Origin of the sequence: Clostridium sp. FP1 (assembly GCF_011065975.2) — a bacterium.
GTDB lineage: Bacteria > Bacillota > Clostridia > Clostridiales > Clostridiaceae > Clostridium_AD > Clostridium_AD tagluense.
Genome location: NZ_JAAMNJ020000001.1, coordinates 2290720 through 2304698, shown reverse-complemented (window position 1 = coordinate 2304698; position 13979 = coordinate 2290720). Strand labels below are relative to the sequence as shown.

General features: G+C 30.1%; 12 protein-coding genes. 4 read left to right on the top strand and 8 right to left on the bottom strand.

Annotated elements, in window-relative coordinates; genetic code table 11:
* Positions 1 to 180 precede the first annotated feature (180 nt).
* The 5 genes from G9F70_RS11075 to G9F70_RS11055 form a co-directional block, all read right to left on the bottom strand.
* Positions 181 to 1068 (bottom strand): sulfite exporter TauE/SafE family protein, encoded by an 888-nt coding sequence (locus tag G9F70_RS11075; protein WP_164948050.1) that lies wholly within the window; start codon positions 1066 to 1068, stop codon positions 181 to 183.
* A gap of 163 nt (positions 1069 to 1231) precedes the next feature.
* Positions 1232 to 1486, bottom strand: coding sequence for a hypothetical protein (locus G9F70_RS11070; protein ID WP_224617360.1), 255 nt, complete (start codon positions 1484 to 1486; stop codon positions 1232 to 1234).
* Complete coding sequence (locus tag G9F70_RS11065) at positions 1455 to 2678, bottom strand: transposase (RefSeq protein WP_224617359.1); 1224 nt, start codon at positions 2676 to 2678, stop codon at positions 1455 to 1457. The genes G9F70_RS11070 and G9F70_RS11065 overlap by 32 nt, the downstream gene beginning before the upstream one ends.
* A 143-nt stretch (positions 2679 to 2821) precedes the next feature.
* Entirely contained in the window at positions 2822 to 4696 is a 1875-nt protein-coding gene (locus G9F70_RS11060) for a M56 and phosphodiester glycosidase domain-containing protein (RefSeq protein WP_224617841.1), read from the bottom strand.
* A 12-nt stretch (positions 4697 to 4708) separates the two neighbouring features.
* Positions 4709 to 5092, bottom strand: a complete 384-nt coding sequence (locus G9F70_RS11055; protein ID WP_164947325.1) for a BlaI/MecI/CopY family transcriptional regulator — start codon at positions 5090 to 5092, stop codon at positions 4709 to 4711.
* Between the two features lie 345 nt (positions 5093 to 5437).
* On the opposite strand from G9F70_RS11055, the gene G9F70_RS11050 reads away from it, so the two are divergent.
* A complete protein-coding gene (locus tag G9F70_RS11050) occupies positions 5438 to 5971 on the top strand; it encodes a GNAT family N-acetyltransferase (protein WP_164947324.1) in 534 nt (177 codons plus the stop codon).
* Positions 5972 to 6143: 172 nt separating this feature from the next.
* On the opposite strand, the gene G9F70_RS11045 is transcribed toward G9F70_RS11050, so the two are convergent.
* The gene (locus tag G9F70_RS11045; RefSeq protein WP_164947323.1) at positions 6144 to 7004 is read right to left on the bottom strand and encodes a YitT family protein; all 861 of its coding nucleotides are present in this window, start codon (positions 7002 to 7004) and stop codon (positions 6144 to 6146) included.
* A gap of 323 nt (positions 7005 to 7327) precedes the next feature.
* Between G9F70_RS11045 and G9F70_RS11040 the strand changes: the two genes are divergently transcribed.
* The 3 genes from G9F70_RS11040 (at position 7328) to G9F70_RS11030 (ending at position 10423) form a co-directional block, all read left to right on the top strand.
* Entirely contained in the window at positions 7328 to 8716 is a 1389-nt protein-coding gene (locus tag G9F70_RS11040; protein ID WP_164947322.1) for an MATE family efflux transporter, read from the top strand.
* A complete protein-coding gene (locus G9F70_RS11035) occupies positions 8659 to 9516 on the top strand; it encodes a TrmB family transcriptional regulator (protein WP_224617525.1) in 858 nt (285 codons plus the stop codon). Before G9F70_RS11040 ends, G9F70_RS11035 begins: the two co-directional genes overlap by 58 nt.
* Positions 9517 to 9778: 262 nt before the next feature.
* A complete protein-coding gene (locus G9F70_RS11030; RefSeq protein WP_164947320.1) occupies positions 9779 to 10423 on the top strand; it encodes an adenylate kinase in 645 nt (214 codons plus the stop codon).
* Positions 10424 to 10480: 57 nt separating this feature from the next.
* Here G9F70_RS11030 and G9F70_RS11025 read toward each other — a convergent pair whose 3' ends face one another.
* On the bottom strand, positions 10481 to 12109 hold the full coding sequence (locus tag G9F70_RS11025) for a tetratricopeptide repeat protein (RefSeq protein WP_224617523.1): 1629 nt from the start codon (positions 12107 to 12109) through the stop codon (positions 10481 to 10483).
* Positions 12110 to 12142: 33 nt separating this feature from the next.
* Positions 12143 to 13942 carry an N-acetylmuramoyl-L-alanine amidase gene (locus G9F70_RS11020; protein WP_164947318.1) on the bottom strand — a complete coding sequence of 600 codons (1800 nt, stop codon included), beginning with the start codon at positions 13940 to 13942 and terminating at the stop codon, positions 12143 to 12145.
* Between the last annotated feature and the right edge of the window lie 37 nt (positions 13943 to 13979).

Below are 13979 nucleotides of genomic sequence, written 5' to 3'. Positions count from 1 at the left end.
AATTATATCATTGTTATAACTAATAGGTAATAATTAATAAAGTTTTCTCTGTAAAAAAATAATTTCTTTAACGACATTCCATAAGGGAAATCTCTCATTTCTATAAGTGGGGGCGATAAATCTCCTTCTGAAGTCATTAATTGTAGCACCGCAAGTGATGATTTAATAGTAAATAGTGTATCACTTTCCCCTTTTTATAATTTGTATGCGCGCTTTATGCGCAGATTTTAATAGCATGATTGATGTGTAGATTGCAACTATTACCACTAACCATTTAGCAATACCTAGTGGTAGGGATTTAACAATATATGCAGCAATTAATACTCCAACACTTCCAAACAACGTAATCGCTATGGATGCTTTTCTATCATATGCCCCCTTTTTCACAAATTCAATAGATCCCGCCGGCATAAGGAAAGCACAGGAGCCCATCATTATTGGAAAAGCAGCAAGAGGGTTCATTCCAAGTGCATAAACTAATGCCATACAAGGAGCGTAAAGACCAACACCTAGTTGCATTAAAGCTCCAAGTATAAAATTACAGCCAATGGCTATCATAAGCCTCGTTCCTGTAAGCCCATTAGCTGTTCCAGCAATTGGCATAAAATGTAACAAATCTGAAAGCATAATAATAGCAACCGTAATTAGTGCGAGTCCCATTCCAATTCTTACTTTTCTTATATTAAATCTTGCAACAATATCTGCCCCCATTATTGCACCTAAAACCGCAGCAATAATCATTGAAATCAATGTTATTTTATCAACTTTTATTACAGTAAAAAAAATAATTGCCTCCAAAACTGTAGGAATTGTACACGATACATTTAAAGTACCGGGAAGGGTTCTATCCTCAGTCAATTCTAAGAACCTTACTATGGATGTTATAATAGCAAAACTTCCTACTCCTAAAGTATCAAAAAAATTAGCTATAAACCCTATTATACCAAAAGCCATAAAATTTCTATTGCGGATTTTTTCTGCCTTTGCTGCCTTGAATAGGTCATAAATATATATAAAGGCAAAGTATAATGTTAACAAAATTAGTAACCCTAATAGTATTTTAATCATACAACATCCCCATTCCTGAATTTATAGCAATACATTATATACCATTAAGAATAGTATATTCTATACAAATATCTTCTATACGAAGATGTTTGTACATATAACTAAAGAACAAAATCTCCCTACGGTCGAGTAAAAACCCTTATGCCAAGCAAATATGATAATTTCATCGTCCTTTAATTATCATATTTGCATCACATTCTGGGCATAGAACAATAGGACTACCACTCTTCTTGTCAAATTCCTCAGGTGTATAACATTCAAACGCAACAAATTCTGGTACCTCTTCTTCATACCCACATTTCTTACATTTAAAAAGTATCATCTTATCGGGCCCCTCTGTTTGAAATGGTATCTCCCTTTCATCCATTTTAATTTTAAAAATCCTTTTAATACGTTCCCATATCATAAATATACCCATACTTTCTGTGCCAAATTTGGAATAACTCCATTAGCTGACCGCATTTTGAACATTTCCCTGGATCTTTAGAAAAATTAATAATCATTAATTCTCTATACTTCATTTTTCTTATTTCCTTTTTCCAATTTATTTTTAATGTGTACTGAATTGCTTTAAGCCCACTTTTTATGTATTGCAATAAACCAAAACATTTTCTAATCTTTATACTTATACTTCCAGCATATACTCCATATAATCTAACCATTTTAAAATATTTAGGCGATATATGCATTAGTAACCTGCCTATAAACACTTGTGCCGTAACTGTTTCTTCTACTCTCTCATTAGTTTCATGACTCTTATACCAAAACGTTACATTTTTCCCATCATAGCTAAGTATTCTATATTCTGCTATCGCAGGTCTTGCTAAATATCTACCGATATATCTTGCTGCACCTCTTGCACTTTTCATTCTTGATTTGGCATTTATGTAAAATCCGTTAGGATAATCTTTGAACATTTTTAAGTACTCTGCTTTTTTATCTGGGTTTTTACTAACCATATAATTTATTAATTTGTACTGCCAAACTTTTCTAAAATATTTATAGTCAAAGAATTCCATATCCTTAACTTCATTATCCCTTGTTTTTATTTCTGGAACCAATGCATGCACATGTGGGTTAAACCCTATATTCCTTCCAAAAGTATGCACTACGCCAATCATTCCACTTTGCCAAAGCACTCCACCTTTTTTGCTTCTTTTCTTCTTTTTATATTCTTCTCTATTTTTATAGTTTACACCATTTGCAAACTCATTTATAACCTCATATACCATGTCTTGCAGGTCTTTCAGACTCTCTCTATTCCAAAAAAAATATTTTCTGTACTCAGTCGGTATCGTAAAAACACAATGCCTATGTGGAACATCCAAGATTTTACTTACTTGTTTCTCTACCCATTCGCTTATGTATTTTTTACCACATTTACTACAAAACCTACTTTTACATGTAAATCCTATTTTAAATACTTCCAGACATTTTAAACATATGTACGCAACAAAACCTAATGAAATATCTCCACATCCTATCATTTTCATTACTTCGATATTCATATGTTCTCTCATCTTTTCAGGATACTTTTCTTTATTCAATTTCCAAAACTTTGAATAATTATCTTCAAATATTTGTTTTATGGTAATCTTATTTTTTCTCATGATTTAATCATCTCATATTTATCTGATTTTTTCTATATATCTTTTAGCTAGAATGTTATCCACAGCGGCTTCCGCAAGCTGTTTCCTATATAATAAAAAAAGTTAAACCACTCCTTTATGAAGTGGTTTAACTTTTTTATTGATTAAGGTAATACCATAAAAGTGGATACTACCACTCTCTCACCTTTACTATCACTTGGATTATTAATCACTTTTCCATTATAATACATAGATGAAGAGCTTCCTCCATCAAGATTTGATGCATTGTAAGCTCCATGCTCTAAAAGTATATTTTGCACATCTAGTAATGTTGCTCCTAGTGATTCTACACTTCTACCATCAATTGTGAGCATAATAACTGTGCCATCTGCTTTTTGTCCTATTGCTGTTCTTGGAGCCATTCCCATTCCACCTTCACTGCCATCTTTAATTGTAGGTTTTCCATTAACTATAAGTGCAGGTCCAAAGCTAACAGCTTCTGTTGTATTAAGATTTTTTAATTCATTTAATGAATAATTACCAACCAGAAGAATACCTTTGTCTGTAAAAGCAACAATCCCTGTTTTTATGGCATTGTCTTCTAAATCATTAAAAATAACCTTCCCATTATGCATTATAAGTCCTGTCGGAGAGAACCCATTACCTAAATCGTCTGTAAACGCCCCTGCATTAATAGCGCATATTGCTTTATTTTCTTTAGCTATTTGACTTGTAGTTTTAACATTTTTTGAAATATCATTATTAACTCCAACAACAATCTTCTTACCGCCAGGTACCATTAACATTTTACCTTTAAAATGCTTACCAATAATCTCATGCTCAGTAATAATATTTTCTTTTGTTTTACTTTGATCACTTGAAATTTTGTTGGTTTCTAGGTTTGGATTTTTTTTATTATCCGCCAAAACCGGATTATTCTTTGCATTAGTAAGCATTATTCCTCCCATTAGCGTTAATGCTAGTATAGGGATTATTGACCATTTATATGAATTTTTCTTAAACTTAGATATCATAGTAACTCTCCTTTTAATTTGAGATTTATCATTTATAATGCAGGCCATTCCATATGTGTGAATTGTCTTTTTATAACTTTCTAATAATTTTATAATAGTTTTCCCATAATTTATATAATCATTTGAATTAATATAAGATAAAGCTAATGCATCACAAGCTAATTCTTTATCATTACGCATTCTGTAAAATGAATACCATATAATAGGATTAAACCAATGTATTATTTGAAGTGCGCAAGATATACTACTTACTAGTATGTCTTTTCGTTTTATATGAGCTAATTCATGTAAAATTACAAACTCTAATTCATCTCGATTTAGACAATTTTCTATGTCAATAGGCAATAATAATTTTGGTTTTACAAACCCAAAAACACAGGGTGTTTTAACTAAATTAGTATTAATAATTTTTATATTAGATTTCAAATTAAGCTTATTTTTACATTGTAATAAAAGGCTTATAAATTCTTGATTTACACATATATGCTGATTTTTAAGCTTATTCTTTAATTTTACTGTCATAATAATTGTATAAGCAGCAATTATTATGACTCCCAGTAACCAGCTGCAACTTATTAGCTGCAAATTCACGGGACTATCTTTAATTTTAATTATGTTTTTCCATAAAATTGCTAGGCTACTGCGTAGTGTAGTTTTGTCTTTACTTGCTGTTGCATTTTCCTTACCTATTAGGTTTTTATTATTTTCAGCTAGTTTCTCCTCATTGTAATTTTGCATCTTCCCAGTTGTTTCATTTTTTAATGTATACTGGATTTGTGTAGGATTTTCATCGCTAAATTTAAAAATATTAAAAACACTTAATGAGCTTTGTGGTCCATAAGGTATTAATAATCTAATTATAAGAATAAGCCAAATAGCATAGTGCCACCTCACCCCTAGCTTCTCTTTAAACAATATCTTAAAAAGAAGAATTATTAAACTTAAAACACTCGCCAAAGCTGTTGAATATAATACCCACTTAAAAATAGATATAAGCCACAACATAAACACACCAATTTACCCTTTCTTTTTATCAAGAATATTTTTCAATTCCTCAATATCCTCATCAGATAATTCTGATTCATTTAAGAAATTAGCAATCATCCCATTTAAAGAACCATTAAACACACGTTTTATAAAAGAATCACTCTCAGCTTTTATACACTCATTTTCTGATAATAGTGGAAAATAATAATATGTTTTTTTATCCTTTTCATCTATTTTATAACCTAAAACTTCCTTTTTAATTAAACGATTTATTAAAGTTCTAATAGTATTTGACTTCCAATCAGTAATTTTACTTAAATCATTAACAATCTCGTTAGCAGTACAAGGAACATTACCCCAAGCATACTTCATTATTTCCCATTCTGAATTTGATATTTTAGATACATCTGCCATTTTTTCATCTCCTTTTATTTCAAATCTATTATCTTTGACTTATCATCTATTACATATGTAATATGAACTACAATTACATATTACACATGTAATATGTAATTGTCAATATAATTTATAATTATTTTACAATTTTATAACAAGGCTATATATTCTTAATAGTAAACAAAAGTTTTTCAATGACTAAAGGTCTTTTTTGCTGTTCATCAAAAATATGATATAATAATTCTTAATTGGCTTCTCTATATTTAAATAAATTTGAGATGTCTAATTTGTTTGAATATAAAAAGTAGCACCAGAAATAAAAATATTGCAACTACAGTTTAAAACTAAAAGGAGCTGATTTATATGAAAAAAATATATTTAAAGAATGGAAAAGAAGTTACTATTAGAGAGGCTTCAAAAGAAGATGCAAAGCTTATGATAGCTTTTTATAATCTAGTAGGTGGAGAAACTGACTTTCTTTCCTTTGGGAAAAATGAATTTATAAAGGATTTAAATGATTACGAGAGTTTTTTAGAAACTACCAGAAAGGAAGATAATTCAATAATATTACTTGCAGAAATCGATAATAAAATAATGGGTATAGCCACAATTAATTCTAGTCCCAAGTCTAGATTTAAGCATGTTGGCGAATTTGGAATAGTTATAGCAGCGCAATATTGTGAACTGGGGTTAGGCAGGAAAATTATGGATAATCTTATAATATGGGCAAATGCAAATGGCATCACTAAAAAGATAAGCCTTGTAACTAGTGAAAATAATTATAGAGCCATGGAATTATATAAGAAAGTTGGATTTCAAGTAGAAGGTACACTGAAAAAAGATACTTATGTAAATGGCGTTTATGGTAATACAATTGTAATGGGAATGATTCTTTAGGCTATTCTACCCAATATTAAAGATAAATCCTACAAAGCCTGCTTGTCATTCTTTAACACAAGATTTCCACCTAAAAAATAGATTAGAGAGATTATATCTAATAAAGATATAATCTCTCTTTTTTTGTACCTGCAAGGCTAGTCACGTAATTATGATCACTATTAATAATATTTTATATTAAATCGTTTTTAAAACCCCTTCCCCTTACTTCAGAGGCATCAACTGTTATCATAAATGCATCATTGTCTATTGTTTTAATAATTAATTTCAATTCTGGAATCTGATGAAGTGGTACCGTGCAAAATAATATTTTTTCATTCTTACCAGTATACCCACCTTGCCCATATAAAAAAGTAACTCCTCTGTGCATTTTATATAGGATTCCACTACAAATTTCTTTTTCTTTTACAGTAATAATAAGCACTAATTTTTGTTTACCTATTCCAATTATTATTCTATCAGTAACTTCAGCCGTTATAAACATAGCCGCTATAGTATATAATGCGCTGGTTACTCCAAAAAAGAATGTAGCGATGACAACAATTATGATATTAATACAAAATGATATTTGTCCTATTTTAAAATTATCATGTTTCACTTTTATAAGAGCTGAAATAATATTAAGTCCTCCTGCGGAACCGTGATTGCTGAATACTATCCCTATGCCAATTCCATTTAGTGCTCCCCCGTATAAGCATAATAACAATGTATCCGTTGTATCAATAACTCCTTTTAATGGAGCTGTTAAAATTAAAAACATCGAAAATGATATTGTACCTATAAACGTAAGAATAGTAAATCTTTTGTTAAGGAATTTATAGCTTAATATTAATAGTGGAATATTTAATAGCAAAATCGAATATCCAGCAGGGAATTTGAACAAATATTGAATAATTAAGGATATCCCGGAAGCACCACCACTTAAAAGCTTTGCTTTGGATATAAACAAATTAATTGCAAGTGAAGATATCAAACTTCCTAGTAGTATAAAAAAAACATTCTTAACTATACTTTTATTTAAATATTTAATCATTTCGTTTCCACCCTTCGAATAAAATCTACTTTTCAGACCTTTATAATATTATTTTTATATATATTTGTGAAAACACAATGAATATTAACCTACTTCTTACATTGTGCCATAACAATAGCATATTGTGAAGGGATTAATGTTATGAAATATCTAGACTCTTTTTATAAGTATATAAAATAGCATATTGACAATAGGATAAAAATGTATTATTATAAATTTCAGTTAGTAGCACTTCATGTACTACTAAGTTAAGCGCCAAATAAAATAATTATATATTTAGTGCAAAAACCTAGTGAAAATTAATTTAAAGCGAGAGGTGTAGCATGAACAAGCAATCTACTAATAAAAAATCATATTACAAGACAATGCTGGCAATAGCCATACCGATTTCTGTTCAAAGTTTATTTCAAGCTTCTTTAAGCGTTATTGATCAATTAATGGTAGGTCAATTGGGAGAAGAAGCAATTGCAACTGTTGGACTTGGATCAAGATTCCCCTTTCTTTTTCTAATAACTTTATCTGCTGTAGGCTCAACCACATCTATTATGATATCTCAATACTGGGGTAAAAAAGATAATAAAAATATAGCGAATGTAGTTTACGGAAATTTACTATTAGGAATGATTATAACCCTAATATTTTCTTTTATTTCCTTAATATTTTCAAAACAAGTATTAAGTCTATATACTAATGATATTAAAATAGTTACACTAGGAAGTAAGTATCTTATAATTAATGCTGCTTCCTATATACCAATGCTTTTAATTACGATTTATGCATCAGTTTTAAGAAGTACAGGTCATGTTAAATCTCCAATGTATGCAGGGGTATTTGCAGTAGTTTTAAATACACTATTAAATTACTTGCTTATATTCGGAAAATTTGGGTTTCCCCAAATAGGATTTTTAGGCACAGCCTATGCTACAACTATTACTAGATTTCTAGAAGCATCGTTACTTATAGTCTTTACTTATGTTAACAAGTATCCAGGTGCATATAAAATAGTGGATTTGTGCCATATTTCATCTGTATTTATGAAAAAAATTCTTATTATAGCTCGCCCTTTATTAATAAATGAATTTTTATGGGCTTTAGGCGAAACTATGTATTCAATTATATATGGAAGAATGGGTACCTCTGAGATTGCCTCAATGACCCTTACTTATCCTATTCAAAGCTTAAGTATAGGTTTATTTGCAGGTGTGAGTAGTGCAGCTGGGATTATGGTAGGAAATAAGTTAGGGCTAGGAGAGCGCGAGCTTGCTTTTAAATATTCAAAGAAATTCATAAAAATGGGTATTATAGGTTCAGCTGTTTTTGGTATTCTATTAGTAGCTTGTTCAAATTTATATATTTTCGTATTTAATGTGTCTAGTGATGTACAATATTGTACATTTAAATTATTAGTTATGTTTAGTATAGTTTTATGGATTAAAGTATCAAATATGATTATAGGTGGCGGAATCTTAAGAAGTGGTGGAAAAACTAAATATACACTTTACTTAGATATGATTGGAACATGGGGAATTGGAGTTCCTTTGGGTTTTGTTTCAGCCTTTGTTTTAAAACTAGAAGTCCACTGGGTTTATTTAATAATTTCAGGTGAAGAATTTGTAAGATTTATTATTGGTCTTAAAATAATGCATTCAAGGAAATGGATGGCCAATTTAACTGGAGTAAATCCAGAAGTTGCGATAGAAGAAATACTTTAAAAAGAGAGGAAAGATCAAGTATGGATGAAATATTAATTTTATTAGAAAAGCTAAATTTCTCAAAAACAGAAGCGGCAGTTTATGTTGATTTGTTGAAAAATTCAAGCTCAAATGGATATCAAATTGCTAAAAATCTAAATATGTCTCGTTCCTCCGTTTATTCTGCTTTAGATAATTTATATCAAAAGGGCATTGTGTTTTCTCTTCCAGGTAATTCTAAGCTATATAAAGCGGAAAATCCCTCAACGCTAACAAATAAAATGAAAAATGAATTTGTTAAGAGCGCGGATTTATTAGAAGTAAAATTACAACAATTAGAAACCTCACATTCAGAAGAAAGATATTTAAATATATCAGGCTATGATAATATAATTTCAAAAACAAAGGAATTACTATTAACCGCAGAAAAAGAAGTTTATATAAATACAGACTTTAATTTACAAACATTCTCTGAAGAATTTATTGAACTTGAAAAAAGGCAGGTTAGAATAATTATATTTTCCTTTGCTAAGGTTAATGGTGAAAAGCTACCAGTAGAAATATATACTCATAATGATGCCAGTTGTTTAGATAAACAAACACGAATAATGTTAGTTATAGATTGCAAGAAAACATTAATTGCCGATAAAGGTCCACATAGAGAAGAGTTTTTAGGTACTTTTACAGATAATGTTCTTTTAGCTTCAGTTGTATCAGAACATATTCATAATGATATATATCTTTTAAAATTAAAAAATAAATATGGAGATAATTTAATTAGCGAGGGTATTAAGTTAAATACTATACTTGAAAATAGGTAAAATTTAGCATTTATCTACTACCATCAGACATATATATATGCTAGGGATAAATTCAAGCTATCAACTGTGATGTACTAAAATTTCATTTGGTAATTTATTAAATATATTGTATAATTAGTATATTCTATTTTAAAAAAATACAAAAAGAAAGGTAGGTGAAAAACCTGCACTGTGGTTAAGCAATATCCTCTAACCCCACCATTCTATTTAACGAATAGAGTGCTAAAGTTGTTTGTTACAATTTTAGGTAGCAGGTGTTATTTTGAGAATGATTTTATTAGGTGCCCCTGGAGCTGGAAAAGGTACTCAAGCAAATCTAATATGTGAGAAATACAACATACCCCATCTATCAACTGGAGATATTTTTAGAATGAACATTTCAACCTGTACTCCACTTGGTGTACAAGCAAAAAAATATATTGATAAGGGACAGTTAGTGCCTGATGATCTGACTATTCAAGTAGTTGAAGATAGACTAGTGAGAGATGATTGCAAAAATGGCTTTCTATTAGATGGATTTCCAAGGACAGTTTTTCAAGCAGAGGAACTTGCTAAATTTCTACAAAGTATTAATAATACCTTGGATGTTGTACTTCTAATCGATGTTCCTACAGAGTTTATACTTGAAAGAAATATTGGACGAAGGATATGTTCTTCCTGTGGATCAAGTTATCATATAAAATTTAATCCACCGGAAGAATTAGGTATCTGTGACTTTTGTAGCGGGAAATTAATTCAAAGAAATGATGATAATGAAGAGACGGTTAAGGAAAGACTTAATGTTTATACTACTCAGACCCATCCTCTAATAGATTATTATAAAACTAATCATTCTTTATCTACAGTTGATGGTAGAGATGATATACTTACCGTTTCAAAAAATATCTTTTTAATACTAGATAATTAATATATTTAAAAAAACTCTTCACAATTTAATTTCCAATTGTGAAGAGTTTTTTATGTTTTATTTTATTTGATCTTGGATTAAAATTTTAAGTGTTATGCTCTCTTTGAAAATTGGGTCTAAGGCCAATGATTTTTCTGTGTACTCTAGCGCTTTTTCAATTTTTCTTAGATTGTAAAAGCAAACTCCAATCCTATAATAGATTTCACACGTAGCACCATATAATTCATATGAATATTGAAAAAATCTTAAAGCATCATTATCATTACCAATATAACTAAACAATAAGCCTATATAGTATGCTAAATCCCCCTCTTCACCAATAGGAAAATAGTGATTCCAAACTTTATTCATTACCATAGTCAATTCTTCATTTGGAAAATTTTCCTCCGTATCTATTCTTTCAAGTAGTATGTTATAAACTTCTTGAAATGTTCTTGCATCCCATACAGTAAATCGAAGAAATGTTAGTATTTCTTTTGTCTCTAGAGATTCGCTTAGAGGCACCACTGCTTTTTTTAAAATATAAAAATCATCTGGTCCTATACTTTCAATAATCTCATTATATGCCATTGTGGTTTCTACGAAATTATGACAACTGTTTGTTAATACAAACAAAGACATATTTATATTTTCATGTTCATATATGCTATGAATGGCTTTCCCACCAAGATTTTTGAAATACTGCTCCAACGAATGAAAGTTAACAGTCATAGAAATACATCCGTGTTTTGATAAAAATGGATGAGAATTTTTCAACATAGCCTTTTCATCTTTATAACCTTTGTCCGCAGAAATTAAAATTATGTCATCATTAAATAATCTTTTTAATCTAGAAATACATCTCATGGCCATTATTGGAAGTGAAAAAGATGTATCTTCCAAATGATTTTTATAATATACAAGGATATCATTAAAATTATCATCTTCGTAATAATTTCCACCTTGGATTTGGTTGTCTGTATAATAATAATCTAAGCCGGCCAGTATGGATTTATCTTCAGCATCAGCCTTTACTTTTGGAGAAGTTACTGTAATTAAACCTTCAAAAATTTCTCCCTTGTTTACATAAAAGGTATCTTGTGGAAGACTGTCAAAGGTATAATTAGCGATTAAGATCAAAGGGCTTTTAAGCTTTCCACGGGCTAAAATTTCACCACTGTTTCTTAATTTAAGCTGATCATCTTTAGATATATCGAAGGTTGCACAGTCAAGTATTCCACAATCAAAATAGGGTTTTAAAAAGCTATGGTTTTGCCAATATTCAATGTTTTTTTCAGAAAAATCAGTTACTATATATTTAAATTTCAACCCTTTTAGAGAAGAATTTTCTATTATATATAGGAATCTTTTAAGGAAAGTATATGTAAATCGACCTACTCCTGACGCAAGCTCCATTATGTATATAGTAGAGTTTTTATCTATATCAGTTCTTGTAACATAATCTCTGCAATATCCAAATATAGTTTTAGCATATAAGTTCGCTATATAAGGATTAGTCGTTATATATTGAGGCACAATTCCCAGGGTCCAGGCTTCTGGACCCTGATTTGAGAAAAAATCTTTCTGCAGCTTCCATATCATAGATTGTGATAATTGTTTTTCAGCTTCGATTATAACATCGGTATGCTCCTCACTTGTTGTCTCAAGCTCTCTATGAATATTGTACTGTTTAATTTTGTTTGACAAAACAATTCCCCCTAAATAGAAAAATAAAATCATTTAAAATACTATATTACTTATTCCTAAACTCTTAAGAATACCTGTTGCAATCGCCTTAGCTAATTTATATTGATAGGCATCGGTAGTTAATAGTTTTTCTTCTTCTGGATTGGAAATGAATGATGTCTCCACCAGTATAGCAGTAGCCTCTACATTTTTTATAACATATAAACCAGTAGTAGTTTTAAGACCCCTATCTACTCTTCCAGTTTCTTTGATTAGTTCGGTTTGTACAGCTTGAGCCAGCTTTTGTCCAGCTACACTACCACTGAAATAATAAGTCTCAATGCCACTAGCTGTTGGAGCTGAAAAGCTATTCTCATGAATACTTACAAAATAATCTGGTTTAGCCGCATTAGATATATCACATCTTGCTTGAAGATTTTGAGCTTCATTTGTGGACCAAGCTATATTATCACTAGTTCTTGTGTATACTGTGTCAACACCATTTTTAACTAATATACTTCCAACCTTTAAAGTAATTGCAAGTGTTATGTCCTTCTCATTAATTCCCGTTGGTCCTGTTGCTCCGGGATCATAGCCTCCATGTCCTGCATCTAAAACTACTTTGTATTTCTTTTGGGTAGTTGCTATTACATTTACTACCAAATTAACTTTTATAGCACTGTCTTTAATAGTTCCTTGAAATGTATATACAAAAGCCTTGCTTGTATCTAGTGAATTACTATTCCAAACTACATCTACATCTTTTTTGGAGTTATTACTCATAGTAGCTTGTACCGTTTTAGGGAAGATATATTTACCACCTTGTTCTATGTTGGTCTTTATATCTCCAACTGAAGATACTTTAAAAATAGAATCGTAATTAGTATCGGAATTAGCAAATCCTGCATAGTTCATTGATCCATTAGCTATAGCTTTTGCCTCATTATTTTGATATTCTGCACTACTTAATAATATCTCTTCATCTGGATTGGTCAGGAACCCTAATTCCAAAACTACTGCGGGGCAACTTATCTTATTTAATATTCCTAAATTTGCTTCGTTACTTGCTTCTTTTATCCCCCTATTATTAGCTTGTGTTGCTTTTATTAATTCATCTTGAATTGAAGTCGCCAGCATCTTATTATTACTAACACCCGCTTTATAATATGTTTCAATTCCTTTCGGAGTATTTGAAGTATAGGAATTAGTGTTTATACTTAAAAATAGATCAGCTTTTGCAGTGGCAGCAATTTTAGCTTTTGCATCATCCTCATCACTCTGATTCCAAGACACTGAATCACTGTTTCTTGTGTATACTACGTTAAACCCTCTTGTTTTTAGTATGTTACCTAGTTTTAACGCTGTACTTAAATTTATATCCTTAGCCTTAACACCATTTATGCCAGTAATTACTTTATAGTACTGACCTGGGTCTATACATACAGTGAACTCACTTGGTTTTGTAGGGGCACTTTTAGTAGTAAAATTCATTCTAACTTCATTGGGAAGAGATTTTCCGTCAGCAGAATTAACCTGATTTGTCACTATCAAAGTATATGCCTTATTATATTCATAATTTTTCACTGGTTCAACTACTACATTTTTATTACTATTAGCTAAACTAACTTTAATATCTATGTATTCATTATTTTCTCCAACCATCTTAATGCTTGTAGTATTCACAGTAGTAGCGCTCAGAGGTTTATTAAAGCTCACTGTCCAAGGTTTACTAACTACCACATCCTTTTTAGAACCCATATCTGTAAATGTACTAGCCTTTACTATTATTTGCATAGGTATACACAATGCAAAAGTTACGATCATAATTATAAATGTTTTAAAAATATTTTTCATATAACTCCTCCTAAATCTTTATAGTTTTCATATTTAA

Excerpts from the sequence above, each read along its gene's own strand:
- G9F70_RS11075 (WP_164948050.1), bottom strand. The coding sequence starts at position 1,068 with ATGATTAAAATACTATTAGGGTTACTAATTTTGTTAACATTATACTTT.
- G9F70_RS11070 (WP_224617360.1), bottom strand. The coding sequence starts at position 1,486 with ATGGGTATATTTATGATATGGGAACGTATTAAAAGGATTTTTAAAATT.
- G9F70_RS11065 (WP_224617359.1), bottom strand. The coding sequence starts at position 2,678 with ATGAGAAAAAATAAGATTACCATAAAACAAATATTTGAAGATAATTAT.
- G9F70_RS11060 (WP_224617841.1), bottom strand. The coding sequence starts at position 4,696 with ATGTTGTGGCTTATATCTATTTTTAAGTGGGTATTATATTCAACAGCT.
- G9F70_RS11055 (WP_164947325.1), bottom strand. The coding sequence starts at position 5,092 with ATGGCAGATGTATCTAAAATATCAAATTCAGAATGGGAAATAATGAAG.
- G9F70_RS11050 (WP_164947324.1), top strand. The coding sequence starts at position 5,438 with ATGAAAAAAATATATTTAAAGAATGGAAAAGAAGTTACTATTAGAGAG.
- G9F70_RS11045 (WP_164947323.1), bottom strand. The coding sequence starts at position 7,004 with ATGATTAAATATTTAAATAAAAGTATAGTTAAGAATGTTTTTTTTATA.
- G9F70_RS11040 (WP_164947322.1), top strand. The coding sequence starts at position 7,328 with ATGAACAAGCAATCTACTAATAAAAAATCATATTACAAGACAATGCTG.
- G9F70_RS11035 (WP_224617525.1), top strand. The coding sequence starts at position 8,659 with ATGGATGGCCAATTTAACTGGAGTAAATCCAGAAGTTGCGATAGAAGA.
- G9F70_RS11020 (WP_164947318.1), bottom strand. The coding sequence starts at position 13,942 with ATGAAAAATATTTTTAAAACATTTATAATTATGATCGTAACTTTTGCA.